The sequence below is a fragment of the Paractinoplanes abujensis genome, assembly GCF_014204895.1.
GTDB classification, from domain to species: Bacteria; Actinomycetota; Actinomycetes; order Mycobacteriales; family Micromonosporaceae; genus Actinoplanes; species Actinoplanes abujensis.
Genome location: NZ_JACHMF010000001.1, coordinates 8,014,557 through 8,039,872 on the forward strand (window position 1 = coordinate 8,014,557; position 25,316 = coordinate 8,039,872).

The window sequence follows — 25,316 nt, forward strand, 5'->3', positions numbered from 1 at the left end:
GGGGGCTGGCGCGTTCAGCCCTTGCAACCGCTGGGCACGCCCTTCGTGGTCGACTTCACCGTCTTGACCACGGGCTCGGAGAACTCGTTGGCCCACTGCCCGCTCTGCTCGTAACTGCCGGGCACGCTCACCTGCACCGCGACCTCACGGTCCATCGTGGTGAAGACGTCGGTGGCCGGGCCGTCGGCGGCCCACCAGCAGACACCGTCCATCGCCAGCATCGTGGCGTCCAGCGGCACACAACCGTCGCTGCCGCCGTCGATCCGCTCACACATCACCGGCTGCTTCACCCCGCAGGCCAAGGTGATCGCCGGCTCGCCCCAGGCCGCGTTCTGCTCCGGGCCGGCGGTGACCTTGCGCCCCGGCAGGCCCCGCAACTCGGTGGGCAACTGCGACGTGACGGCCAGGCAGACCTGGGTGGTGCGCGCGTCGAGGGCGGGCGCGGCCATCCGCACCGGCGTGGACGGCACAGGCGCCGGCGCGGAAGCGCTCGCGGCCGCCCCGGTGTTCGTCGGCTCCGGCGCGATCTGCGAAAACGCTACGAGACCCACGATCACGGCCACGGGCACGGCGACGAGAGCGGCCCACAAGGCCGCGCTGCGCGTCGTCTTGTCCTTCGGCTTCGCCGGCGGGTTCTCGAGGTCGACCATGTCAGAGGTTTACCACGGAGCAGGTGAGAGTCCGCATGATGCCGGGTACGTACTGGACTTTGCTCACAATGAGCCCACCGAGGTCGTCCACCGTGTGCGCCTCGGCCAGAACGACCACGTCATAAGGGCCGGTGACCGCGTCGACACGCACCACACCGGGGATTTTGCCGATCGCGGCGGCCACGTCATGGGCCCTTCCGACCTCAGTTTGGATCAGGATGTATGCCTGGACCACGCTCCGACTCCATTCCGCCTCCGCCGTAACCCGAACGTGAAACTACCGTAAGGATCCGCTCGACAGCGGGACGCCACCACTCCGACGAAAGGCCGTACACCGTGAGCATTGCCGAGGCCGGAGAGTTCGGGCTCATCGCCCGGGTGGTCGCCCGGCTCGAGAACGGTCCGACGACCCTGCTCGGTCCGGGCGACGACAGCGCTATCGTCGCCGCCCCCGACGGCCGGATCGTCGCGTCCACCGACGTCCTGGTCGAAGGCCGCCACTTCCGCCGCGACTGGTCGTCCGGGGCCGACGTGGGCCACCGGGCCGCCGCGGCCAACCTGGCCGACATAGCCGCCATGGGCGCCGTGCCGACCGCCCTGCTGGTCGGGCTGTGCGCCCCGGCCGACCTCGAACTGAGCTGGGCCGAAGAACTGGCGGGCGGGCTCTCCGACGAGGCCGCGCTGACCGGCGCCTCAGTGGTCGGCGGCGACACGTCCGCCAGCCCGACGCTGACCATCGCGGTGACCGCCCTGGGCGACCTCGGCGGCCGCCCGCCCGTGCTGCGCAGCGGCGCCCAGCCCGGCGACGTGATCGCGATCGCGGGCCGGATCGGGCACGCCGCCGCCGGCTACACCGTCCTGTCCCGCGGCTTCCGCACCCCGAAAGCGCTGGTGGAGGCGTACCGGCGCCCGGTCGTGCCCTACGAGGCGGGCCCCGCCGCGGCCCGGGCCGGGGCCACCGCGATGATCGACGTCTCCGACGGCCTGCTGCAGGACCTCGGTCACATCGCGCGGGCCAGCGTGGTCGGCGTCGACGTGCACACGAACACGTTCGAGATCTCCGGCCAGATGCGCGACGCCGCAGCCGCCCTCGGCGTGGACCCGCTGCAATGGATCCTCGGCGGTGGCGACGATCACGCCCTGGTCGCCACGTTCCCGGCCGAAGCCGTGTTGCCGCAGGACTGGACGGTCATCGGCAAAGTGCACGAAAGCACCGGGGTGACCGTCGACGGGCGGCCGTGGGGAGGGCCGGTGGGCTGGGACCACTTCCGCTGATTAGGCTCGCCCTCGTGCACCTTGAGATCCGCTCGGCCCAGTTCGCCGACCCCGACGTCCGGGCCCTGCTCGTCGACGTGCACGGCGAACTCTCCGAACGCTACGGCGGCACCGGGGACGACACCCCGATCGCCTCCGACGACTTCACTGCCCCGAACGGCGCGTTCTTCGTCGCCGACGACGGCGCGGCCCTGGTCGGCTGCGCCGGGTGGCGCCGGCACGGCGACGACGCCGAACTGAAGCGTATGTTCACGGCCAAGTCCGTACGGGGGAAGGGGTTGGGCCGGCGCATGCTGACCACGATCGAAAACTCCGCCCGGGCCGCCGGCTGCCGCCGCGTGATCCTCGAAACCGGCGACAAACAGCCGGAGGCCATCGCGTTGTACGAGTCGGCGGGGTATTCGCGGATCGAGGACTTCGGGTTCTACGCGGGGCACGACAGCGTGCTTTCCTACGCCAAAGACCTCTAGCGCTCAGGCCGCTTGCGTCGGCTCGCTCGCGTGGAGCCGCTTGCGTCGGCTCGTTCGCGTGGGGGCCGTTCGCATCGGGCCGTTCGCATCGGGCCGTTCGCATCGGGCCGTTCGCATCGGGCCGTTCGCATCGGGCCGTTCGCATCGGCCCGGAAGCACAACCAGCCCTCCGGTCACGTGGACCGAAGGGCTGGTGTCGCGAGCCTCAATTAGGCGCGGACGACCTTGCCGGCCTTGATGCACGAGGTGCAAACCTTGAGCTTCTTGGTCGTGCCGCCACCGGCCGGGGTGCGCACCGACTGGATGTTCGGGTTCCAGCGGCGGTTGGTCCGCCGGTGCGAGTGGGACACGTTGTGGCCGAAGCCCGGTCCCTTGCCACAGACGTCGCACACGCTAGCCACGGGATAACTCCTGGGTCGAAACGAAAACTAAAAGGCGCCCAGCGAACACCGCCGCGCAGGCAACTGGGCAAGGTTACCCGATACCCGGCCCGCACAGCCAATCGCCCCCGCTGCGCAGCCCAGGCCCCCCTCGCCTGTGCCCGTTTGCTCCCGTTCCCGCCCCTGGTTCACCCTCCCCAGCCGGCCCTCCGCCCGCCGGTTTCCTCTGTCGAACCCGTCGCAGTCGGAAACGGAGTCGTCCACAGGGTGTGGCGCGCTCCCGAGAAGTTGTCGGGCGTCGACAGTACGATTTTCGCGTGCTGGAGACGCTGGACGCCGCTGCCGTCCGCCGCTGGTGTGGCGGTGGGCTGAGTGCGCTGCGGGCTCATCAGCGCGAGATCGACGAGTTGAACGTCTATCCCGTGCCCGACGGTGACACCGGCACCAACCTCGTGCTCACCCTCACCTCGGCGCTGGAGGCGTTGGAGGCCGTCGAGGCCGAAGCCCCCGCGGACCTGGCCGGCCCGGCCGTCGAGCTGCCCCACCCTCCGGCCAACGCCCTGCGCCGCATGGCTCGGGGTGCGCTGCTCGGGGCCCGGGGCAATTCGGGCGTCATCGTGTCGCAGATCCTGCGGGGCATGGCCGACAGCCTCGCCGCCTCGGTCGCCGTGCGGGGGGCCGAGCTGGCCCGGGCGTTGCGGTCCGCCTCCGAGGCGGCCTACGCCGCCGTGGCCCGGCCGGTCGAGGGCACCGTGCTGTCCGTCGTGGCGGCCGCCGCCGATGCCGCGGGCCGGCTCAAGTCCGACGATCTGGTCGCCGTGGCCCGGGCCGCCGCCCGCGCAGCGGCCGAGGCGCTGGCCCGCACGCCGCAGCAGTTGCCGGCCCTGGCCCGCGCCGGCGTGGTCGACGCCGGTGGGCGGGGGCTCGTGGTGCTGCTCGACGCCCTGGTCGAGGCGCTCACTCTGGCCGAGGCACGCCACCCGGCCGCCGCAAAGAGCCCGGAGCCGAGCAGCCCGAACGGCGCCGGCGCAGCGCAAGACCCGCGAAACGGCCCGCTGGGCGCCGGCGTCATCGCAACGCAAGACCCGCGAAACGGCCCGCCGGCCGCAGGCGTCACAGCAACGCAGGACCGGCAAGAGGGCCCGCCGGGCGCCGACGCGGCAGCAACGGACCGGCAAGACGGCCCGCCGGGCGCCGACGCGGCAGCAACGCAAGACCGGCAAGACGGCCCGCCGGGCGCCGGCGCCACCGCAGCGCAGGACCCGCGAAACGGCCCGCCCGGCGACACCCTCACAAGGCGCGACGACGACGATGCGGCGCCCCTGCATAACCCTCAGCACGGCGAGGGCACGCACGGCTACGAGGTGCAATACCTGCTCGAGGCGGACAAAGACGCGGTGGCCCGGCTCCGGCGCGAGCTCGCGGCCCTCGGCGACTCGCTGGTGGTCGTGGGCAGCGGAGACGCCGGAGACGCCGGCCGGGAAACCTGGAACGTGCACGTCCACGTGCCCGCGAGCGGCATCGGTCCCGCTCTGGAGGCCGGTGTCGTGGCCGGCCGGCCGCATCGCATCACGGTGACGCCGCTCGACGACGAGCACGAGCGCCACGAACCGCCGGCGGGCCGGGGGGCCGTGGTGGTGGCGGCCGGTGACGGGTTGACCGCGTTGTTCGAGGCCGAGGGGGCCACCGTGGTCGGGCGCAACCCGTCCACGGCCGAGATGCTCGACGCCATCGAGCGGTCCGGCGCCCGCTGCGTGGTGTTGCTGCCCAACGACGCCAACACGCACGCCGTGGCGGTTGAGGCGGCGCGGGAGGCGGGGGAGTGGGGCCGTCAGGTCAGCGTCGTCCCCACACGCTCGCCGGTGCAGGCGCTCGCGGCCCTGGCCGTCCGGGATCCGGCCCGGCCTTTCGCCGACGACGTCATCGCCATGGCCGAGGCCGCCGGCGCCTGCCGTTACGGCGAGGTCTGCACGGCTCAGCGTGATTCGCTCACGGTGGCCGGCCCGTGCCGGGCGGGGGATCTGCTGGGCCTGGTCGACGGTGAGGTGCACGTCATCGGCGACGACTTGGCTCAGGTCAGCGCCTATCTGCTCGACCGCATGCTGGGCGGCGGGGGCGAGCTGGCCACGCTCGTGCTGGGGGCCGACGCCCCGGCCGGGCTCGAGCCGGCCCTGCGCGCGCACGTCAATGCCGGCTGGCCGTTCGTCGAGCTGGAGTGCTACGCGGGTGGACAACCCCGCTACCACCTGCTGGTTGGAGTGGAATGAGCGAGACCGTCGAGACCGCAACCATCACCACGACCGACACCCCGCTGGACCAGGTGCTCAAGAAGCACGAGGCGAAGGCCTTGGCCACCCACCTCGATCTGCACACCGCGGGCGACCTGATCTATCACTTTCCCCGGCGTTACGACGAGCGCGGCGAGCACACCGACATGCAGGGCCTGCAGATCGGTGAGCAGGTCACCGTGCTGGCCCAGGTGCAGTCGACGACGGTCAAGCCGATGCGCCAGCGCCGCGGCAACATGCTCGAGATCACCATCGGGGACGGGTCGGGCGCCTCGCTGACGTGCACCTTCTTCAACCAGGCGTGGCGTGAGCGCGAGCTGCGGCGGGGGCGTTGGGGGTTGTTCGCGGGCAAGGTCACCGATTTCCGGGGCAAGCGCCAGCTCAACAGCCCCGCGTATCAGCTGCTCAGCGCCGACGCCACGCAGGACGAGGCGGCGGAGGAGATCGAGGAGTTCGCGGGCGCGCTGATCCCGGTCTATCCGGCGGCGCAAGCCGTGCCGACCTGGACGATCACCCGCTGCGTCCGCACGGTGCTCGACACGTTCCAGCCGCCCAAAGATCCACTTCCTTCCGCCGTACGGGCCAAGCGCGACCTGGTCGGCATCGGCATGGCCCTGCGCGAGATCCACCGGCCGTCGTCGCGGGGCGCGCTGGAGATGGCGAAGAAGCGCCTGAAGTGGGACGAGGCGTTCGCCGTGCAGCTCACGCTCGTGCAGCGCCGGGCCCGGGCCGCCGCGTCCCCGGGTCGTTCCCGCCCTCGCAGCGAGGGCGGCATCCTGGCCAAGTTCGACGCGAGCCTGCCCTACGAGCTGACCGAGGGTCAGGCCCAGGTGGGCGAGGAGATCGCCGCCGATCTGGCCCGGCCGCACCCGATGCACCGGCTGTTGCAGGGTGAGGTCGGCTCGGGCAAGACGCTGGTCTCGGTGCGGGCGATGCTGCAGGTGGTCGACGCGGGGGGCCAGGCCGCGCTGCTTGCGCCGACCGAGGTGCTGGCCACCCAGCACTACCGGGGCATCGCCGCGCAGCTGGGCGCCCTGGGCCGGGCCGGTGAGATCGACGGCGACCCCGCGGGCACCCAGCTAACCCTCGTCACGGGCTCGCTCGGCGCGGCCGCCAGGCGTGCGGCGCTGGCCAAGGTGGCCGACGGCACGGCCGGCATCGTCGTCGGCACGCACGCCCTGCTCTACGAGGGCGTCGACTTCCACGATCTGGGCCTGGTCGTGGTGGACGAGCAGCACCGGTTCGGTGTCGAGCAGCGGGACGCGTTGCGGGCCAAGGCCACGACCCCGCCGCACGTGCTGGTCATGACGGCCACCCCTATTCCTCGTACGGTGGCCATGACCGTCTACGGCGATCTCGAGACCTCGGTGTTGACGCAGCTCCCGCGGGGCCGCTCGCCGATCGCGTCGCACGTCGTGCCGCCGGAGAAACCCGCGTTCCTCGATCGGGCCTGGCGCCGGGTCCGCGAGGAGGTGCAGAAAGGCCACCAGGCGTACGTGGTCTGCCCGCGCATCGGCGACGGCGGCAGCGACGACGACGCCGAGCCGCCGAGCGACAACGAGCCCGCCCGCCGCCCGCCGCTGGCGGTCACGGAGGTTGCGCCGATCCTCGAGGAGGGCCCGCTGCACGGCCTGCGCATCGCGATGCTGCACGGCAAGCTGCCGGCCGACGAGAAGGACGCGATCATGCGCAGGTTCGCCGCGGGCGACCTCGACGTGCTGGTGGCCACCACGGTGATCGAGGTCGGTGTGGACGTCCCCAACTCCACCGTCATGATCATCATGGATGCCGACCGGTTCGGTGTCTCGCAGCTGCACCAGTTGCGGGGCCGGGTCGGCCGGGGTTCCGCGCCGGGCATCTGTCTGCTGGTGACCGAGTCGGTCGAGGGCACGACGGCCCGCGAGCGGCTGGACGCGGTCGCCTCGACCACCGACGGCTTCAAGCTCAGCGAGATCGACCTCGAGCAGCGGCGCGAGGGTGACGTGCTGGGCGCCTCCCAGTCCGGCAAGCATTCGCACCTGCGCCTGCTGTCGCTGCTGCGCGACGCCAAGCTGATCACCGAGGCCCGCGCCGAGGCCGACGAGCTGGTCGGCGACGACCCCAGCCTGAAGAAGTATCCCGAGCTGGCGGCCTCGGTGGCCGCGCTCGTCGACGAGGAACGCGCCGAGTATCTCGAAAAGGGCTGATCCCGCCGCCCGTGGCCACCGGTCCGTCCGCAGGCGGCCGACGTTCTTGCCGAGGCCGCTATCCTGAGCGCCTTTCGGAATTGAGGAGCCACATGGGATTCAGCGGCCGGATTCTGGTGGCCCGCATCAGCGAGCCTTATCAGGGTGGCGACGTGGCGGTGTTGTGGGAGGACGAGCGCGCCCACGGGTGGCGATGGGTACAGCTCGACGGCGACGTGCCCGGGGCGCTGGAGGAGGTGGTCGCGGCGAGCGGGGCTCCGGCCATCGCGGCGTATGTGCTGGACAGCGATGTGGCCGACGTCGAAGCGCTGACTCCGTCGGGGCGACGGTTCCACACTTACCTGCACCCCCGCACAGCGGCCCAGTTCGGGGCGCCGGCCTTGTCCCAGTCGCCTGATGAGGTGCTCGCGGCGGCGCTCGGCTGGTCGGCCGAGGCGGGTCTCGTCGCTGAGCCGGCGGCTGTGCGGGCTGCGCTCGAGGCGCACAGCGTTCAGGCCGAGGACACCCTGGCCGGGCTGATCGAAGCCTTGGGGATTTCCGAGGAGGTCTGAAAGACAGCAAGAGGGGCGCAGACCGTGGTCTGCGCCCCTCTTTACCGCTTCGGTCAGGCGGTGAACTTCACCTTGCGGCGGCGGGCCAGGAAGAACAGGACCGCGCCCGCGGCCAGCAGGAGGCCGGCGCCACCGGCGATGCTGCCGGCGACCGGGCCGGTGACGGGCAGGCCGCCACCCTCACCCGGGGAGGACTCGGTCGGGGTCGGGGTGGGGGTCGCGTCGCAGTCCTCGGGCTTCTTCAGCTCGTCCCACTTGATCGGCTCCTGCGCCTCGCCGTTGATGGTGGCGTTGACGATCAGGCCCTTCTGGCCCTTGAGCTCGACGGTCTTGGTCTCGCCGGGCCGGGCGACCAGCGTCTGGGCCTCGCCCTTGTTGGGCTTGAGGGCCAGGGTGATGGTCTCCTCACCCTTGCTGTTGTCGATGCCGAAGATCAGCGAGTCACAGGTGACCTCGTAGCCGATCTCGGCCTGACCACCGTCGGACGGCGGGGTGCAGTTCTCGGGCTTCTCCCACTTGCCGACCAGGATCGGCTTGCGGCTGTCGCCCTCGAAGACCAGGACCCTCTCGGCGTTCTCGGCCGGGATCTCGACCGCCACCGGCTCCTCGCCGGCCTTGACGGTGACCTTCTTCTCGAAGTCCTTCGAGCCCTTGATCGTGAAGTTGGCGTCGGCCGTGGCGTCCTTGCCGTTCGCCAGGGTGACGGTCACGCCCTCACAGGAGGAGGCCAGCTGCGCGTCCGGCTTCGGCGACTCCTCCTTGGAGCAGGTGCCGTGGAACTTGACGAAGCCCTTCTTGTGGTCGTACTGGATCCACTCGTCGCTCCACTTGACCTGCACCTCGAGCTTCGCGCCGCGGGCGCCGCTGTCGCCCTTGACGCGCTGCGTGCCGACGAGCGGCTCGTTGCTCTTGTGGGGGAAGGCGGGGTCGGCGTCGTCCGGGGTGTGAACGATGCCCTCGACCGGGGTCGGGTACGACTCGACCTTGAGGAAGCGGTAGTTCTCCGCGCCCTTCTCGTTGCCGTTGTCAGTGTTCACTTCCCACGTGACAACCCAGTCGCCAGTGGTCGTGTCACACGTGGCGCTGCCCTTGACGAAACTGTCGTGCGCGGCGGCGGGCGAGGCGAAGAACGCGACACCGGACAGACCGATGAGCGTTCCAGCAGCTACGGCAGTCATGCGCCGCAGCTTGGACTTCAGCAGGTTCACGCCTACTCCTGTCTGGGGAATCAGGGGTACGGCGCAAGGAAGCGGGCGGGCCTTTCGCCGGCGGTCTCGAGCGATGGCCTGCGACGACGCCTCCCCACGTCGACAGCCGGCAGTCGGTGGAGACGCCAGCAACAGCGCCTGACCATAACGACTTACGAGAATCTGGGAAATCCCTCAGAGGCGCTTAAAGGTGTTGATGCGGATCCGTGATTTTCCATTTACCGAACGGATTGGAGTCGATGCCGTGAGTGGTGCTCGCGTGCGGAATTGTTCACTCTCTCGTTGCGGTGCGTAAGTGGTGAAGTAGCTTCGAGTCGTGTTCACCGCAGAACCCCGCGAGGCGCCATGACCAGGATCATCGCCGGTTCGCACGGCGGGCGGCGACTGTCCGCTCCGGCCGGTGCGCTGACCCGCCCCACATCGGACCGGGTGCGGGAGGCCTTCTTCAGCGCGCTCGATGCGATGATCGATCTCAAGGGCGCCCGGTTCGCGGATCTTTACGCGGGTTCGGGGGCGGTCGGCCTGGAGGCGATCTCCCGGGGGGCAAGTCATGCTCTTCTGGTCGAATCGGACGCCCGGGCGGCCCGCACGATCCGCGACAACATCGTGGCTCTGAAGGTCGGCGGGTCCGCGCGACTCGTCACCGGCAAGGTGGCCCAGGTCGTCGCCGGCCCGCCCGACGGGGGCGCCTACGACGTGGTGTTCGCCGACCCGCCGTACGCGGTGACCGACGCCGACCTGGTCGAGGTGCAGCAATCGTTGATCGACTTCGGATGGCTGGCTCCGGACGCGGTCGTGATCCTCGAGCGGGCCACCCGTGGCGGGGCAGTGAGCTGGGTGGACGGCGTCACTGCGGACCGCAGCCGCAAGTACGGGGAGACCACGCTTTGGTACGGTCGCCGATCATGAGACGAGCGGTGTGTCCCGGCTCCTTCGACCCGGTCACCAACGGCCACCTCGACATCGTGGGCCGGGCCTCCCGGCTGTTCGACGAGGTGATCATCGGCGTCCTGATCAATCAGTCGAAAACGGGCCTCTTCACGATCGAGGAACGGATCGAGATGCTCGGTGAGGCGACCGCCTCGTACGAGAACGTCCGGGTCGCCTCGTTCCACGGGCTGCTCGTCGACTTCTGCCGGGCCCAGGGCGCGGCGGTCGTGATCAAGGGCCTGCGGGCGGTCAGCGATTTCGATTACGAGTTGCAGATGGCGCAGATGAACATCGGGTTGTCGGGCGTGGAGACCCTCTTCATGCCGACGAACCCGCTCTACTCTTTCCTCTCGTCGAGCCTGGTGAAAGACGTCGTGAAGTGGGGCGGCGACGCCTCGGCGTACGTGCCCGACTTCGTCGGCGAGCGACTGGTCACGCGCCTGAAGCAGGGCTAGCCCGCACGCGGGGCTTCGGCGCGCCGGAAACGGGCACGCCGGTGACGCAGTAACGTGATCGCACCACGCTGCGTGGCGCAAAGGACGGGAGTGAGGCACCGGTGGATCCGCTCGACCGTATCGACGAGCTCATCGAGATCGTGCAGGAGTCGCGCTCCGTGCCCATGTCACGAACAAATTTCATGTTCGACCGGGCCGAGATGATCGAGCGGCTCGACGAGCTCCGCTCCGAGCTGCCGTCCGAGCTGCGCAAGGCCGCGGCCGTGCTCGACGAGCGCGACCGCATCATCGAGGCCGGTCGGCGCGAGGCCGACCGGATCATCAGCGAGGGTGAGACCGAGCACGCCCGCCTCGTCTCCGTGAACGAGATCACGGTGTCGTCCGAGCACGAGGGCGCCCGGATCATCGCCGAGGCCCGCAACGAGGCCCAGCGGCTGCGCGAGGAGGTCGACGACTACGTCGACACCGCGCTGGCCAACTTCGAGCAGTTCCTGACCAGGGCCTTGGCGTCGATAGAGCGTGGCCGCGACAAGATGCACGCGCTCCGCGAGATCGGCACCTTCCAGGGGGAAGACAGCGAGCGTCCTCTGCCGTTCTAGAAGAGTCGCCCTCGCACGGGGGCGATTCGACGGTAGGGCGGCAGCTCAGGTAACCTTTTCTGTCGGCCTACCCATGGCTGAGGAAACACTATGCCCAAGTCATCACAGAGTCACCTGGACCCCAGGCAGCCGCTTGTCGTCGACACGACGAAGCTCCCGCGGCAGCCTGGCGCGACGCGTGCCCTGAACAGGGTGATTCCGGCACCGGTCAACCTCGGTCTGGAACTGATCTCGGTCCCCGAGGGGTCGGACGTCGAGCTCGATCTGACGCTCACGTCGGTCTCCGAGGGGGTTTATGTCAGCGGCAGGGTCCGCGGTTCGCTCTCGGGCGAGTGCGGTCGCTGCCTCAACGAGATCAACGAGTCCTTCGACGTCAAGATCGCGGAGTTGTTCGCCTACGCGGACAGCACCACCGAGGAGACGACCGACGAGGACGAGGTTGGCCGGATGCAGGGCGACCTGTTCGACCTGGAGCCGGCGTTGCGGGACGCGGTGGTGCTGACGCTGCCGACCAACCCGCTGTGCCGGCCGGATTGCCCAGGCCTGTGCCCCGAGTGCGGGGTGCATTTCGACGACCTTCCGGCGGAGCACAGCCACGAGGACGTCGATCCCCGCTGGGCCGCTTTGCGTAACCTGTCACAGACTGAGGAGTAGGAACCGTGGCCGTCCCCAAGCGCAAGATGTCGCGCAGCAACACCCGGTCTCGCCGGGCGAACTGGAAGGCGACCGCGGTTTCGACCGTGGCCTGCCCCCAGTGCAAGTCGCCGAAGCTGCCGCACACCGCCTGCTCGGTCTGCGGCACCTACAACGGCCGTCAGGTCCTCGAGGTCTGAGTCGCGTTTAAGTGACGCGCCCGCTCACCGGGCGGGTCGCACCTGAGCACAGGCGATCGATCGGTGCCATGGCTCCCGGACAGCTGGCTGTCGGGGAGCCGGGCACCGCGCGGATCGCCGTCGACCTCCTCGGCGGGGACCAAGCTCCCGCCGTCGTGGTTGACGGCGCTCTGCGTGCCTGCCAGGCCGACCCGGCCCTTCACCTGTTGCTCGTCGGCCCGCTCGAGGCGGCCGGCGAGGTTCTCGCTGCCCTGCCGCCGAGCGAACACGCTCGGATCAGCACGCTGCCCATAGCTCCGGGCGACCCCGTCGACAGCTGGGTCGAGTCCGGGGTGCGCTCGGCCGTGCTGGCGGTCGCCCAGGGCACCGCCGACGCTGTTCTCTCCGCCGGCAACACCGGCGCCACCGTCACCTCGGCCGCGCTCGGCCTGGGCCGCCGCCCCGGGGTGCGCCGCCCGCCGCTGGCCGCCGTGCTGCCCACCCGGGCCGGGCGGCTCGTGCTGCTCGACGTGGGCTCCTCGGTCGACCCCGACGAGGAGACCGTCGCCACCCACGCCCGGCTCGGTTCCGCGTACGCGAAAGTGGTTCACGGGGTGACCGAGCCCCGCGTCGGCCTGCTGACCATCGGCACCGAGCGCGGCAAAGGTGACCGGCTCCGGCGGGCCCTCCCGCAGCTGCTGGCCGGTCTCGACCTGCCCGGCGGTGGCCGTTACGTCGGCCTGGTCGAGGGCAACGACGTCGTCACCGGCGCGATCGCCGACGTCGTCGTGACCGACGGCTTCACCGGAAACGTCCTGCTCAAGGGGCTGGAGACCGCGTACGCGGAAGTCGGCAGCCCGAATCCCGCGATCCCGCCCCGCGCCGCCCTGCTCCTCGGCGTCGACGGCACCGTCGTGGTCTGCCACGGTGCCGCCTCCGGCGCCGACCTCGCGGCCGGCATCGCCTTCGCCGCCCAGCTTCATCGCCAAGCCGCGGTCGCGGCGATGGCCGAGATGATCGAAACACGACGAGGTGTCTCATGAGTGACAAGCGCCGCCGGCCCCCGACCCTGCCGCTGGAGGAGGCCTTCGGCGTTCCGCTCGAGCCGGATCTGCTCGAGCGTGCGCTCACCCACCGGTCGTACGCGTACGAGAACGGCGGCCTGCCGACCAACGAACGCCTGGAGTTCCTGGGCGACTCGGTGCTCGGCGTCGTGATCACCTCGGCGCTGTTCCACAACCACCCCGACCTGCCCGAGGGGCAGCTGGCCAAGCTGCGGGCCAGCGTCGTCAACATGCACGCGCTGGCCGACGTGGCCCGCGGCCTGGGCGAGCAGGGGCTGGGCCGGCATCTGCTGCTCGGCAAGGGCGAGGAGACCACCGGCGGGCGTGACAAGGCCAGCATCCTGGCCGACACGCTGGAGGCGTTGCTCGGCGCGATCTACCTGGAGCACGGCCTCGACGTCGCCGCCGAGGTGATCCACCGCCTGTTCGACCCGCTGATGGCCGAGTCGGCCGGTCGCGGCGCCGCGCTCGACTGGAAGACCAGCCTGCAGGAGCTGACGGCCGCGCTCGGCCTGGGTGTGCCCGACTACGTGATCGAGGACTCGGGGCCCGACCACGCCAAGACGTTCACCGCCTGGGTCGTGGTGGCCGGCGAGCGCTACGGCGGCTCCGAGGGACGCAGCAAGAAGCAGGCCGAGCAGCGGGCCGCCGCGGCCGCCTGGCGCATCCTCACCGAACGCACGAGCGAGCCCGACGGCGCGGTGCTCGACAAGGCCGAGACCAAGCCCGAGGACAAGAGCGACGAGTGAGCCTGACCGACGAGAAGACACAGCGCACCCGGCTGTGGGACCTCGCGGGCGGCCGGCGCGGCGTAGGGATCGCGGTCGGCATCTTCGCGCTCACCCGGGTCGCGCAGCTGATCATCCTGGCCTGGCTCGACGCGGCCGACGACGAACCCATCGGCGTACGGGACCGCCTGCTCGTCTGGGACGCCGGCTGGTTCCTGCGCGTGGCCGTCGGCGGTTACCCGCACGGCTACACGTTCGACGCGGCGGGCCGGATGGAGGGCAACGAGCTCGCCTTCTTCCCGCTGTATCCGACGCTGATCCGGATGGTGGCCGCCCTCGGCATCCCCGCGAGCACGGCCGCGCTGATCGTGAGCTGGCTGGCCGCGGTCGGGGCCGCCGTCGCGGTGCACCTGCTGGGCACCTCACTGCACGACAAGCGCACCGGGTGGGCGCTGGTCGGCATCTGCTTCAGCGCTCCTGTCGCGATCGTGTTCTCCATGGCGTACACAGAAGCGCTTTTTCTCGCTCTGGTGGCCGGGATGCTGGTCGCGGCGCACCGGCGTGTGTGGTGGGCCGCGGGTCTGCTGGGGCTGGCGGCCGCGCTGACCCGCCCCACCGGCGCCGCCGCGGCCGTCGCGCTGGCCGTGGCCGCGCTGCTGGCGATCCGCGAGGACCGCCGGAAGATGTGGCAGCCGCTGGGCGCGGCCGGGCTGGCCCTGCTCGGCGTGCCGCTGTTCCTGACCTGGGTCGGCTGGCGGGTGGGCGACCCCGCGGCGTGGTTCCGCATCCAGGCCGCCGGCTGGGGCACCGCCTTCGACTACGGGTCGAGCACACTGAGCTTCCTGGGCACGACATTGTCCGGCGCGGACGGCTGGGTGCCCGTCAGCGTCGCCTTCATCCTGCTGGCCGCCCTGGTCGCGGCGGGGGTCGCTCTGGCCGGCCGGCCCTGGCTGCCGCTGGCCGTCTACGGATTGATCGCGATGCTGCTCGTCTACGGCCAGGCCGGGTTCTACCACTCGAAGCCGCGCCTGCTCGTGCCCGTACTGTTGACTCTGCTCCCCGCCGCGATCGCCGCCGGCCGGGCCCGCCCCCGGGTCGCGGTGCTGTCGATCGCCGCGTGGGCCGCGTTCGGCCTCTGGTACGGCGCCTACCTGGTCACCGTCTGGCCTTACACGCTCTGATCTTTCACGAGGAGTCGACGTGCCCGAGTTGCCCGAGGTCGAGACCGTACGGCAGGGCCTGGCCAAATGGGTCACCGGCCGCACGATCCGAGCGGTCGAGGTGCACCACCCCCGCGCGATCCGCCGCCACCTGACCGGTGACGCGCACTTCATCGCCCTGCTGACCGGCCGCACGATCACCGACGTGTCCCGGCGCGGCAAATACCTGTGGTTCCCGCTCGACTCCGGCGACGCGATCATCGGGCATCTCGGGATGAGCGGTCAGCTGCTCATGCAACCGGCCGACGCCGAGGACGAGAAGCACCTGCGGATCCGCTTCACGTTCACCGACGACGGCCCGCAGCTGCGCTTCGTCGACCAGCGCACGTTCGGTGGCCTCTCGGTGTCGGAGGGCGGCGCCGAACTGCCCGACGAGATCGCGCACATCGCCCGCGACCCGATGGACCCGCTCTTCGACGACGAGCTGTTCGTGGCGCGGTTGCGGGCCAAACACACCGAGATCAAGCGGGCGATCCTCGACCAGACGCTGATCTCGGGGGTCGGCAACATCTACGCCGACGAGGCCCTCTGGCGGGCCCAGCTGCACGGCGCGCGCCTCACCGACCAACTGACCAAGCCCGCCGTACGCCGTCTGCTCGCCCACATCCGCGACGTGCTCGCCGAAGCCATCGTCGCCGGCGGCACCAGCTTCGACGAGCTCTACGTCAACGTGAACGGCGAGAGCGGCTACTTCGACCGGTCGCTCAACGCCTACGGCCGTGAGGGTGAACCGTGCCACCGGTGCGGCACGATCATGCGCCGGGAGCAGTTCATGAACCGCTCCTCGTTCAGTTGTCCGCGCTGCCAGCCCCGCCCGCGTACGATTCGGCACTGACCCGCGGGCCGGCGTCGGTGGCCAGCCCGAACCCGGCCCCGCGCCGGCCCATCAGGCGGCGCGCGGCGGTGAGCAGGGCGGTCGGCACGCCGTGCACGAGGTGCCCGTCGCCCGGCCGGGAGCCGTCGCCGTCCCAGTTCTGATACGCCTCCCACGGGCCCTCGAAAGTGCAGATCCGCACGCTCAGGTCCCGGTAGAGCGGGTGGGTCGGCACCCCCGGGTTGAGCACCACGCGGTGCAGGCCCCGGCGGGCGGCCAGCCTTATGGTCAGCGCGACCGGGCCGACCCCGCCCGAACCGGCCGGCGCCCGATCGAGGAACAGGCCCTCGGCGCCGTCCTCCCGCCAGGCGTCCACGTCGGCCAGCACGTCGGCCAGCGAACGGCTGCCCCAGTCGAGGTCGATCCGGCCCAGCGACTGGTGCAGGGTGCGGCGGTCGCCCGGCAGGTCGCGGACGATCCAGGTGTCGCCGTCCAGAGGCAGCTCCGGCGACGGATGGGCGTACGGGGGGAACAGGGTCTTCACGATGTTCTCCGGTTGTCGTCGAGGGACTGTGCAGGTTGCGCGATGAGGGCGACGACCAGCAGGCCGGCCAGGTGCGTGGCGGCGAGCACGGCCACGGCGTCGGGCAGCGGGCCGGAGGACGGCAGCGGCAGGAACGGCAGGACGGCCGCGGTCAACGGGGGTGCGGAGGCGATGGTGGCGGCGATGCCCGTACGGCCCCGGGCCGCCACCAGGTAGGTGATGGCGAAGACGCCGCCGAGCAGCATGCCGCCGGCCAACCCGAGCACACCCGACTGCGTGTCGACCAGCCCCGGCAGACCCGCGGGCAGCTGATACGCGGCCAGCGCGAGCGCGATCCCCACGGCGAACGGCGGCAACAGCCCGACCAGCGTGATCAGGGTGACGCTGCGGACGTGCCGGTGATAGTCGGCGCCGTTCTCGGCCGCGTCCAGACCCGCCTCCACCTGACGCGTGTGCCAGCCGATCAACGCCTCCAGGATCGGCACGGCCAGCAGCAGCGGCAGCCAGAAAGGCGCGGTCGACCCGGACGGCCCGGCCTGCCAGACCAGGCCCACGCAGATCGCCTGGGACGCGCCGATGATCAGGTAACCGCCGCCGCGCAGCAGCTCGGCCCGGTTCAGCCGCGGCCGCCGCGACCGCCGTCCCGGCACCACGATCGGCTGGAACGCGCGGATCAGGGCGACGACGATCGCGGCCGGCAACAACGTGCCCACCGGCTTGAGATCGGCCAGCGTGATCGCGGCCAGCGCCCAGCACGGCAGGCACCACAGCACGATCGCCGCCTCGGCCCGCGTCACCAGGGCGGCCGTGACCGTGGCCAGCGTGGCGAGCCCACCCAGCCCGACCACCAGGGCCAGCCCGCGGTCGGGGCCGACCATCGTGGACGGGGCGACCCAGACGAGGGCGCACCACAACCCGGCGACCACGGCGAAGCCCAGCCCGACCTGCCGGGCCGCGGCAGCCGGACCGGCCCGGCGCGCGACCGACACCCCCGTACAGGTCAAGGCCTGCGCCGCCGCCCAGCCGAGCAGCAACGTGACCAGGGGCACCGGCCACTCCACCCGGGCCAAAGGTTCGGCCGCGGCCGCGGCGACGCTCAGCGGGCCCAGATAGAGAGCGCAGCGCAGCACGGCGGCGTACAGGTAGGAGCGACTCGACGAAGGCGCGCGATGCTGACGCACCACCGGCGGCGCGACCTCCACGACCACGGGCGGCGGACTTTCCGGCCACGGCGTCAGCGAATGCCGGGGCCTGCCCCCACCGACCCGGCGGCGATGCGTACGCCGCGAGATCGTGCGCGACCGTCCGTGGGTGATCGTCATCCGTCCGTCCTTTCACTGACCAGCCAGCGCAGCGTGACCGGCGGCTCCGACCGCGGGGCCGGCACGGCCAGCGCCAGCTCGAACGCGGGCGGCGGGGGCGGCGCCGCAAGATCGGCGTAGAGCGCGCCGTAGACCCGCACCACCCGGTCGTTGGTGAAATGCGTGAGCGCGCGCCGGCGGGCGGCATCACCCAGAGCCCGGCGGCGCCCGGGAGCCCGCAACAACTCGACGATCGCGATGGCCAGCTCGGCCGGATCATCCGGCTGCACCAGCACACCCGCGTCGCCCAGCGTCTCCGCCGCCGGCCCCACATCGACCCCCACGACGGCGCGACCCGACATCATGGCCTCGATCAACCGGTACGGCGGATCGGCGGGCCCCGGCACGTGCGCGACCACATTCCCGGCGGTGTAGCGGTCACGCGGATCGGCGGGCAACGGATGCAGGCGTACGGCCCGCCCCAGCCCCGTCCGCTCGATCTGCTCGGCGCAGAACTCCTCATGCGCGGCCGTGACGCCCACCAGGTGCAGCACGGTCCCCGGCACTGCCGAAGCGACCTGCTCGAACGCGGCCAGCAAAGGCGACAGTCCACTGTCGGGCCCACCGGAACCGGCCCACACCACTGCCGGCTCGGAATCGGGCTCGGCCGCAGCCGGATACTCCGACGGGTCGACCCCGGCCGGCACCTGCACGAGCTTGGCCGCGTGAGCACCGTGCCGCAGAGCCCAGCTGTGGTGGTAGGCACTCAGCGGCGCGATCAGCCCGGCCTCGGCGTACCCGGTGCGTGCGACCGACCCCCGGAACCGCCGCAGAATCGTGCGTACGGCCGGCGACAGGCGCTCCTCGTGCGGCTTGTGCCGGGCCACCGGGGCGCGAGCCTCCGTGAGCAGCAGCGGCACACCCTGCCGCCAGCGCCCGGCCAGCGCGGTGAGCAGCGGAGTCGTGCCGCCGATGCAATGCACCAGGTCGGAGCCGGGCAGCTCCACGGTGAGCGCGCCCAGAGCGTGGCGTAAAAGCGTTCCCGCCGTACGGGCATCGCGCACACTCAACCGCGGCAGCGGCAACTCGCCCGGCTCGGCGTGGCCCGTGCGCCAGGCATCCACCAGCGCGTCGGCCAGCGGCAGCCCCGGCAGCACCCGCGTGTCGTCCGCCAGCTGCCGCAGCCCGTCGGCGAAGATCTGCTCAGCGTTCTCGGCCTCACCGATCAACCCCGTGCAAAGCAGGGCCGCGGCTGCCCGGGCCCGTTCGGCGGTCTCGCGCCTCTCCTGGCGGTTCGGCTTGCGCTCCTTCGGCTCCGGCTCGGGGTCGGGCTGGTCGTCGTCCCCGTGCCGGATGTCCCGCCACAGTTCGTGCCGCTTGAAATCGCGGCCGACGGCCACGGCACGGGCCGAGCCCACATTGAGCGGCAGCGGGTAGGCGGGGGCGGCCGGCGGTTCCCGATCCGTGACGGTCAGCAACTCGAACCGGAACCGGCGCAGACCCTCGACGAGGGTGCGGCACCATCCGCTGAGAGCGTCCCGGCGATACGGGTACCCGCCGCCGGTCAGCAGACAGATGCGCTCGCGCGACGGGGTCGGATTCACGATGGAGGCAACGAAACAGCGCCCCACACACCCGACACTGTGTCAACTAGGCGACACAATTACGCGCTTTTTACCCGATTTGCCGCCCTATTTGTGGTAAAAGTCCGATTCTCTTTTAGCCCGTTCGAGCACGCAGGGCTCTCGTGGGTGGGCCCGGTATGGCTCCATGGATTGCCCCGTCGAGCCCACCGGTAGCGCCCGCCGGATTCGGTGGTCGCTACGGGCCGGGCGCGCTATCACTCACAGTTACGTCAGCCCCGCCACAGTCAAGATCATCCGACCCCAGTGGCCCACCCTCCTCGGGGGTCCACCACCCGCTGCAATTGTGGCGAAGATTGCCGATCTTCGCTGGCCGCTCTGTGGACAACCCGCCGCTGTGGACAACGCAAATGATCAGCGCTGGATCGTGTATGGCGCCGCCACTCGGTGCGGACGGGGCCCGGGGCGGCCCGGGCTTCGCGTGGCGGGGCGGAGCGAAGCGGTGCAGCGGAGGGCCGACGGGAGCCGGGGTGAGGGCGTGGCGGTGGGGCAGGTGGAGCCGAGGGCCCGCGGCTGACGCGGGCGGGGTTAAGGCGCGGCGGGCGGGCTCGTGAATTCGGCGGCCTGATTGGCGAGGGTGGAGTGAGGCGTGGCGGGCGGGCTGGTGAATTCGGCGGCCTGATTGGCGAGGGTGGAGTGAGGCGTGGCGGTGAGGCAGGTGATGCCGGGGCGTGTGCGCTTGGTCGATGCGGGTGGAGGCGCGGCGGAGAGCACGATGAGCTGGACGGTCTGCTTGGCGGGGGGTGTAGAGGCTCGGCGGGGAGCAGGGAGGCGCGCTGGACGGACCGCTTGGTGCGGCGTGGGTGAGAGCGGCGGGGAGCATGGGTGAGCTGGGCGGTCTGCTTGGTGCGGCGCGGGTGAAGGCGACAGCGGGGAGCATGGGTGACCTGGACGGACTGCTTTGCGCGGGGTGGGTGAAGGCGCTGCGGAGGGCGGAACCTGGGCGACCGGCGCTCCGGGCGGCCCTCGCTTCGGATAGCCGGTCGCTGGTGGTGCTGGATGGAGGCACGGCGGCGGCATGAACCGGGCCGCTTTCGCCAGGTGCGCCGGGCCGGGGTTCGCGACCTGCCGCTCGAGGCGGCCTGCTGGCGGGGCGTGGACGAGTGGGGCGGCCGCTGCTTGGCGTGGGACAGGGCGCTGGTGGTGCTGAACGAAAGCGTGGCCGCACGGCGGATGGGGCCGGGGTTGGCTGCTTGTGCGTGGGGGTGGGCGCCGCCGGCCGAGTTGTGGCAGAGCCGGGTGTGAGTGGAGAAAGGTGGCGGAATCTGGCACAGGCGGCTGGTGTGAACGGAGATGAGCCGGGGACGCGGGCGGCAGGGGGGTCGTAGTGAGAAAAGGGGTCGCGCTGCGGGCGGTGATGGTTGAGATTGAGTACTGACCGAGTGGGCGTGCCAACCTGGCGTCCGTTTTGGATCTTGTGGAGGGTGGGGAAAGGTGGGCCCCTGCAGTGTCAAGGGGTCATTTAGCCTGATGACGGCCCTTCGGGTGGCATGATTCACTGCTTCGCTGCGGCGGGACGCCTCCGCAGCGCTTGACGGATTCTGGGCTACGGCGGACTATGGAGATGTCGCCAGTCGCGCCCACTCACGCCCGTTTCCAGTCGGGTGTGAGCGATCTGCACTCTGAGAAGTTCTTTCAAGGGTGCATGATTCTGTGCTCAAGCGTGCCCTTGAGTGCATGGTGGGCCGCGTGCTGGGCGCGCGTAGGCCGGCTCCTCCGGCAACGCTTTCCATAAGAAGAAGCAGAGCTTCTCAAGGAGTAGTCACCATGGCGAAGGCCCTCTTTGGCCACGTAGGTGCGGCGCCCGACCGGCGCCTGCTCGACGAGGTCACCCGTCTGCGTTCCAGGGTGCAGTCCCTGGAGTTCGAGGTCACCCGCCTGCGGGCGGAAAATGATCGTCTGGCGGCCGCAGCCGCTGAGGCTGACGATTTCGCGCGGCTGACCGAGCCCGCTCTGACCTGAGCTCCACCGGCCGTCGCGGTCGCGTGATCCTCGACCTGGCGGCCACAGTCCCCCCACCGCACCAAAGACGCACCCCCGAAATCGCGCGCCTCCACCATGTGGCGGCGCGCATCTTTTTGCGCCCGAGCCGGGCGTGAGCTGGCCGCGGAGGTTGGCTGTGAGCTGGACGCAAGCTTGCGGCGGGGCGGCGTGTGAGTGGGGTGCGGGGCTGGGCGCGAGCTGGCGGGGCGGCGTGTGAGTGGGGCGCGAGCTGGCGGGGCGGCGTGTGAGTGGGGCACTGGGCTGGGCGCGAGCTGGCGGGGCGGCGTGTGAGTGGGGCACTGGGCCGGGCGCGGCTGGCGGGGCGGCGTGTGAGTGGGGCGCGGGGCTGGGCGCGAGCTGGCCGGGCGACATGTGAGCTGGCCGCGGGGCCGGGTGTGAGCTGACGGCGGGCCAGGCGCGAGCCGGGCGCGGGGCTGGGCCGCAGGCCGGGCACGGAAACCGGTGCGTGAGCTGAAGAGGCGGTGGCGCACGGTAATCGCGGGCATTCCTCGGCGTGACCCTGCGTACCCTTTTGTCCGGTTTCTAGGTCGTCCGGAGCGGCGGGTACGGCTGGTGACGCGTGCCGGGGGTAATCTGCGCCGAAGCAGACACGACCGACCCTCGGAGATCCGTGCACCTCAAGAGCCTGACGGTCAAGGGCTTCAAGTCCTTCGCCTCCGCTACGACGCTGCGGCTGGAGCCGGGCATCACCTGTGTGGTGGGCCCTAACGGCTCCGGCAAGTCCAACGTCGTCGACGCCATCGCCTGGGTCCTCGGTGAGCAGGGCGCCAAGGCGCTGCGCGGCGGCAAGATGGAGGACGTGATCTTCGCCGGCACGTCCGGCCGGGCGCCGTTGGGGCGGGCCGAGGTGACGCTCACGATCGACAACAACGACGACGCGTTGCCGATCGAGTACACCGAGGTGTCGATCACCCGCCGGATGTTCCGGGACGGGGCCAGCGAGTACGAGATCAACGGCAACGCCTGCCGTCTGCTCGACATTCAGGAGCTGCTCAGCGACTCCGGCATCGGCCGTGAGATGCACATCATCGTCGGTCAGGGCCGGCTCGACGCGATGCTGCACGCCAAGCCCGAGGACCGGCGCTCCTTCATCGAGGAGGCCGCGGGTGTCCTGAAGCATCGCAAGCGGAAAGAAAAGGCGATCCGCAAGCTGGACGCGATGCAGGTCAACCTGAACCGCCTCACCGACCTCACCGCCGAGTTGCGGCGCCAGCTCAAGCCGCTGGGCAAGCAGGCCGAGGTGGCCCGGCGCGCGGCCGGCATCCAGGCTGATCTGCGCGACGCCCGGCTGCGGCTGCTCGCCGACGACCTGCACACCTTGCGCACCACCCTCGACAAAGAGATCGCCGACGAGTCGGCCATGCGGGAGCGGCGCGGGCAGGTCGAGGACGAGAATCGCGAGGTCCAGCGGCACCTGGCCGACCTCGAGCTGGCGCACGCCGAGGACGCGCCGCTGCTGCAGGCCGCGCAGGACGTCTGGTACAAGCTGTCCGCCCTGCAGGAGCGTTTCCGGTCGACTGAGCAGCTGGCCACCGAGCGGCTGCGCCACCTGGCTGCCACCGGAGACGAGGAGCGGCCCGGTCGCGATCCCGATCAGCTGGTGGCCGAGTCGGAGCGGGTGCGCGAGCAGGAGGAGGAGCTGCGCGAGGCCCTCACCGACGACCAGATGCGCCTGGCCGAGGCGATCGAGCACCGCCAGGATCTGGAGCGTCAGCTCGCGGCGGCCGAGGGGGCCTTGCGGACGGCGGCCAAAGCCATCGCCGATCGCCGTGAAGGGCTGGCCAAGCTGGTCGGCAACGTGAACGCGGCCCGGGCCCGCACCGAGGGCGCCACCGACGAGATCGAGCGTCTGGCCGCCGCGCACACCGACGCGATGATGCGCGCCGAGGCGGCTCAGGCCGAGGTGGACGCGGTTGCCGCCGAGTCGTCCGAGGCCGACCGGGGCAACGTCGAGCTGGACGAGCGGCACGCCGAGGCGGTCGACCAGCACGACCGGGCGGCCGCGGTCGTCAGGGAGCTGTCCGATGCCGAGCGTGCGGCCGAGAAGGACGCGGCCAGCTGGAAGGCGCGTGAGGAAGCGCTGGCTCTGGGCCTCAAGCGCAAGGACGGCGCGGGCGCGCTGCTGGCCAAGGCGGGCGAGGTCCCGGGGCTGCTGGGCAGCCTGGCCTCGATGCTCACCGTCCGGCCCGGACATGAGGCCGCGCTGGCCGCCGCGCTGGGTTCGCTGGCCGACGCCGTCGCGCTCTCCGGTGTGGACGAGGCCGTCGAGGCCATGCGTACGCTCAAGATCGCCGACGCGGGGCGGGCCGCGCTGGTCGTCGCGTCGCCGGCCGGGCCCGGCATGCAGGGTTCGCTCGATTCGCTGCGGCCGGTGTTGCCCGCGGGCGCGGTCTGGGCGCCCGACGTGATCGGCTGCCCCGACACCATCCGCGCCGCGCTCAACCGGGCGCTGCGCGACGTCGTCCTGGTGCCCGATCATGCCGCCGCCGTCGCGCTGGTCGCCGCCAACGGTGAGCTTCGGGCTGTCACGCCGGACGGCGACGTCCTGGGGGCGTACGCGGCCGCGGGTGGCTCCGGCAAGGGCACCAGCTATCTCGAGGTGCAGGCCGCCGTCGACGAGGCCGCGGCCCACCGGGCCACCGCCGAGCAGTCGATCGGGGAGCTCAAGCAGCAGCTGGGGGACGCTCGGGCCGAGGTGGCCCGGCACAAAGAGGCAGTGAACGTCGCGGCCCAGGCCAAGCGCGCGGCCGAGGGCGTGCGGAACGCGGCCGCCCGCCGGCTGGCCGAGCTGGGGGCGGCCGCCCGGTCGGCCAAGGCCGAGACCGAGCGCCTCGGCGCCGCCCGGCAGAAGGCGGAGTCGGCCCGGGAGGCCGACCTGATGCGGGTGGCCGAGCTGGAGGAACGGCTGGCGCTGGCCGAGTCGACCCCGATCGACGAGGAGCCGTCCACCGACGAGCGTGACCGGCTGGCCGCGCTGGTGCCGCAGGCCCGGCAGAACGAGATGGAGGTGCGGCTCGCGGTCCGTACGGCTGAGGAGCGGGTCGCCTCGATCGCGGGCCGGGCCGACTCGCTGCTGCGCCAGGCCAACCAGGAACGCCAGGCCCGGGAACGCGCCGCGGCCCGGCGCGCCGCGCGGGCCCGGGGCGCCGAGATCGCCAAGGCCGTCGCGCTGGGCGCCGCGGCCGCGCTGGCCCGCGTGCAGACGTCGCTGGCCGCGGCGATCGAGGTCCGCGACGAGCTGGCCCAGGCCCGCACGCTGCGCGAGGCTGAGCTGCAGGAGGTCCGGGCGGGGGCCAAGCGCCTGGTCACGGAGCTGGAGCGGCTGACCAACGAGGTGCACCGCGACGAGGTGGCGCGGGCCGAGCAGCGCCTGCGCATCGAGCAGCTCGAGGCCAAGGCGGCCGAGGACTTCTCGCTCGACGTCGACACGCTGATCACCGAGTACGGTCCGGCTCAGCCCGTGCCGCCCACCCAGGCCGACGTGGCGCAGGCCGAGAAGGACGGCAAGCCGGAGCCGCAGCCGGTGCCGTTCCACCGGCCGACCCAGGAGAAGCGGGCCAACAAGGCGGAACGCGACCTGGCCCTGCTGGGCAAGGTCAACCCGCTCGCGCTGGAGGAGTTCGCGGCGCTGGAGGAGCGGTTCAAGTTCCTCAGCGACCAGCTCGAAGACCTCAAGGCCACCCGCAAGGACCTGCTGACCGTGGTCAAGGACGTCGACGACCGGATCCTCGAGGTGTTCACGACGGCGTTCGAGGACACCGCGCGCGAATTCCAGACCGTCTTCCAGGTGCTGTTCCCCGGCGGCGAGGGCCGGCTGGTGCTGACCGACCCGGAGGACATGCTGACCACCGGCGTGGAGGTCGAGGCCCGCCCGCCCGGCAAGAAGATCAAGCGCCTGTCGCTGCTCTCCGGCGGTGAGCGCTCGCTGACCGCGGTCGCGATGCTGTGCGCGATCTTCCGCGCCCGTCCCTCGCCCTTCTACATCATGGACGAGGTCGAGGCGGCCCTCGACGACGTCAACCTGGGCCGGTTGATTACGCTCTTCGAACAGTTGCGGGAGAAGAGCCAGCTGCTGATCATCACGCACCAGAAGCGCACGATGGAGGTCGCCGACGCCCTGTACGGCGTAACGATGCGCGCGGGTGTGACCCAGGTGATCAGCCAGCGGCTCAAGCACGATTCGGAGGTTTAGCC

24 protein-coding genes are annotated in these 25,316 nt (G+C 71.4%); 17 read left to right on the forward strand and 7 right to left on the reverse strand.

Annotated elements, in window-relative coordinates:
* Positions 1-14 precede the first annotated feature (14 nt).
* Positions 15-650, reverse strand: a complete 636-nt coding sequence (locus BKA14_RS36905) for a DUF3515 family protein (protein WP_184955368.1) — start codon at positions 648-650, stop codon at positions 15-17.
* Position 651: 1 nt separating this feature from the next.
* Entirely contained in the window at positions 652-885 is a 234-nt protein-coding gene (locus BKA14_RS36910) for an Lrp/AsnC ligand binding domain-containing protein (protein ID WP_133874791.1), read from the reverse strand.
* A gap of 101 nt (positions 886-986) precedes the next feature.
* Here BKA14_RS36910 and BKA14_RS36915 point away from each other — a divergent pair, with 101 nt between their 5' ends.
* Positions 987-1,925, forward strand: a complete 939-nt coding sequence (locus BKA14_RS36915) for a thiamine-phosphate kinase (RefSeq protein WP_184955369.1) — start codon at positions 987-989, stop codon at positions 1,923-1,925.
* 14 nt (positions 1,926-1,939) lie between these two features.
* Complete coding sequence (locus tag BKA14_RS36920) at positions 1,940-2,395, forward strand: GNAT family N-acetyltransferase (RefSeq protein WP_184955370.1); 456 nt, start codon at positions 1,940-1,942, stop codon at positions 2,393-2,395.
* A gap of 209 nt (positions 2,396-2,604) precedes the next feature.
* Here BKA14_RS36920 and rpmB read toward each other — a convergent pair whose 3' ends face one another.
* Positions 2,605-2,796, reverse strand: coding sequence for a 50S ribosomal protein L28 (gene rpmB / locus BKA14_RS36925; RefSeq protein WP_026207002.1), 192 nt, complete (start codon positions 2,794-2,796; stop codon positions 2,605-2,607).
* 296 nt (positions 2,797-3,092) lie between these two features.
* Here rpmB and BKA14_RS36930 point away from each other — a divergent pair, with 296 nt between their 5' ends.
* The 3 genes from BKA14_RS36930 to BKA14_RS36940 all read left to right on the forward strand — a co-directional run bounded on the left by BKA14_RS36930 (position 3,093) and on the right by BKA14_RS36940 (position 7,800).
* On the forward strand, positions 3,093-5,042 hold the full coding sequence (locus BKA14_RS36930; RefSeq protein WP_184955371.1) for a DAK2 domain-containing protein: 1,950 nt from the start codon (positions 3,093-3,095) through the stop codon (positions 5,040-5,042).
* The gene (recG, locus tag BKA14_RS36935) at positions 5,039-7,249 is read left to right on the forward strand and encodes an ATP-dependent DNA helicase RecG (protein WP_184955372.1); all 2,211 of its coding nucleotides are present in this window, start codon (positions 5,039-5,041) and stop codon (positions 7,247-7,249) included. Before BKA14_RS36930 ends, recG begins: the two co-directional genes overlap by 4 nt.
* A 92-nt stretch (positions 7,250-7,341) precedes the next feature.
* The gene (locus tag BKA14_RS36940) at positions 7,342-7,800 is read left to right on the forward strand and encodes a hypothetical protein (RefSeq protein ID WP_184955373.1); all 459 of its coding nucleotides are present in this window, start codon (positions 7,342-7,344) and stop codon (positions 7,798-7,800) included.
* Positions 7,801-7,853: 53 nt separating this feature from the next.
* Here the strand turns inward: BKA14_RS36940 and BKA14_RS36945 are convergent, their stop codons facing one another.
* Positions 7,854-9,008: an LPXTG cell wall anchor domain-containing protein gene (locus BKA14_RS36945; protein ID WP_184955374.1), complete on the reverse strand. Its 1,155-nt coding sequence runs from the start codon at positions 9,006-9,008 to the stop codon at positions 7,854-7,856.
* A gap of 345 nt (positions 9,009-9,353) precedes the next feature.
* On the opposite strand from BKA14_RS36945, the gene rsmD reads away from it, so the two are divergent.
* The 9 genes from rsmD to mutM all read left to right on the forward strand — a co-directional run bounded on the left by rsmD (position 9,354) and on the right by mutM (position 15,651).
* The gene (gene rsmD, locus BKA14_RS36950) at positions 9,354-9,917 is read left to right on the forward strand and encodes a 16S rRNA (guanine(966)-N(2))-methyltransferase RsmD (protein ID WP_184955375.1); all 564 of its coding nucleotides are present in this window, start codon (positions 9,354-9,356) and stop codon (positions 9,915-9,917) included.
* Positions 9,914-10,393 (forward strand): pantetheine-phosphate adenylyltransferase, encoded by a 480-nt coding sequence (coaD, locus tag BKA14_RS36955; RefSeq protein ID WP_184955376.1) that lies wholly within the window; start codon positions 9,914-9,916, stop codon positions 10,391-10,393. The genes rsmD and coaD overlap by 4 nt, the downstream gene beginning before the upstream one ends.
* Before the next feature lie 101 nt (positions 10,394-10,494).
* A complete protein-coding gene (locus tag BKA14_RS36960) occupies positions 10,495-10,992 on the forward strand; it encodes an ATP synthase subunit B family protein (RefSeq protein ID WP_184955377.1) in 498 nt (165 codons plus the stop codon).
* Positions 10,993-11,082: 90 nt separating this feature from the next.
* Positions 11,083-11,646, forward strand: a complete 564-nt coding sequence (locus BKA14_RS36965; RefSeq protein ID WP_184955378.1) for a YceD family protein — start codon at positions 11,083-11,085, stop codon at positions 11,644-11,646.
* A gap of 5 nt (positions 11,647-11,651) precedes the next feature.
* Positions 11,652-11,825 (forward strand): 50S ribosomal protein L32, encoded by a 174-nt coding sequence (gene rpmF / locus BKA14_RS36970; RefSeq protein WP_014694262.1) that lies wholly within the window; start codon positions 11,652-11,654, stop codon positions 11,823-11,825.
* 68 nt (positions 11,826-11,893) lie between these two features.
* Complete coding sequence (locus tag BKA14_RS36975) at positions 11,894-12,847, forward strand: phosphate acyltransferase PlsX (RefSeq protein ID WP_184955379.1); 954 nt, start codon at positions 11,894-11,896, stop codon at positions 12,845-12,847.
* Positions 12,844-13,617, forward strand: a complete 774-nt coding sequence (rnc, locus tag BKA14_RS36980; RefSeq protein ID WP_184955380.1) for a ribonuclease III — start codon at positions 12,844-12,846, stop codon at positions 13,615-13,617. The genes BKA14_RS36975 and rnc overlap by 4 nt, the downstream gene beginning before the upstream one ends.
* The gene (locus BKA14_RS36985; RefSeq protein WP_184955381.1) at positions 13,614-14,777 is read left to right on the forward strand and encodes a putative hexosyltransferase; all 1,164 of its coding nucleotides are present in this window, start codon (positions 13,614-13,616) and stop codon (positions 14,775-14,777) included. Before rnc ends, BKA14_RS36985 begins: the two co-directional genes overlap by 4 nt.
* 19 nt (positions 14,778-14,796) lie before the next feature.
* Positions 14,797-15,651, forward strand: coding sequence for a bifunctional DNA-formamidopyrimidine glycosylase/DNA-(apurinic or apyrimidinic site) lyase (gene mutM, locus BKA14_RS36990; protein ID WP_184955382.1), 855 nt, complete (start codon positions 14,797-14,799; stop codon positions 15,649-15,651).
* Here the strand turns inward: mutM and BKA14_RS36995 are convergent.
* From BKA14_RS36995 to BKA14_RS37005, 3 genes are read right to left on the reverse strand one after another with little or no spacing between them, the layout of a single operon-like run.
* Positions 15,605-16,174 (reverse strand): spherulation-specific family 4 protein, encoded by a 570-nt coding sequence (locus BKA14_RS36995; protein ID WP_184955383.1) that lies wholly within the window; start codon positions 16,172-16,174, stop codon positions 15,605-15,607. The two genes, mutM and BKA14_RS36995, sit on opposite strands and share 47 nt — an antisense overlap.
* Positions 16,171-17,496 (reverse strand): hypothetical protein, encoded by a 1,326-nt coding sequence (locus BKA14_RS37000; protein ID WP_239092535.1) that lies wholly within the window; start codon positions 17,494-17,496, stop codon positions 16,171-16,173. The genes BKA14_RS36995 and BKA14_RS37000 overlap by 4 nt, the downstream gene beginning before the upstream one ends.
* Positions 17,493-19,079: a DUF3492 domain-containing protein gene (locus tag BKA14_RS37005; protein WP_184955384.1), complete on the reverse strand. Its 1,587-nt coding sequence runs from the start codon at positions 19,077-19,079 to the stop codon at positions 17,493-17,495. The genes BKA14_RS37000 and BKA14_RS37005 overlap by 4 nt, the downstream gene beginning before the upstream one ends.
* Before the next feature lie 1,038 nt (positions 19,080-20,117).
* On the opposite strand from BKA14_RS37005, the gene BKA14_RS37010 reads away from it, so the two are divergent.
* The 3 genes from BKA14_RS37010 to smc all read left to right on the forward strand — a co-directional run bounded on the left by BKA14_RS37010 (position 20,118) and on the right by smc (position 25,314).
* Positions 20,118-20,363 (forward strand): hypothetical protein, encoded by a 246-nt coding sequence (locus BKA14_RS37010; RefSeq protein ID WP_184955385.1) that lies wholly within the window; start codon positions 20,118-20,120, stop codon positions 20,361-20,363.
* Positions 20,364-20,885: 522 nt separating this feature from the next.
* Positions 20,886-21,080: a hypothetical protein gene (locus BKA14_RS37015; RefSeq protein ID WP_097318386.1), complete on the forward strand. Its 195-nt coding sequence runs from the start codon at positions 20,886-20,888 to the stop codon at positions 21,078-21,080.
* Between the two features lie 652 nt (positions 21,081-21,732).
* Positions 21,733-25,314, forward strand: coding sequence for a chromosome segregation protein SMC (gene smc / locus BKA14_RS37020; protein WP_184955386.1), 3,582 nt, complete (start codon positions 21,733-21,735; stop codon positions 25,312-25,314).
* Positions 25,315-25,316 lie beyond the last annotated feature (2 nt).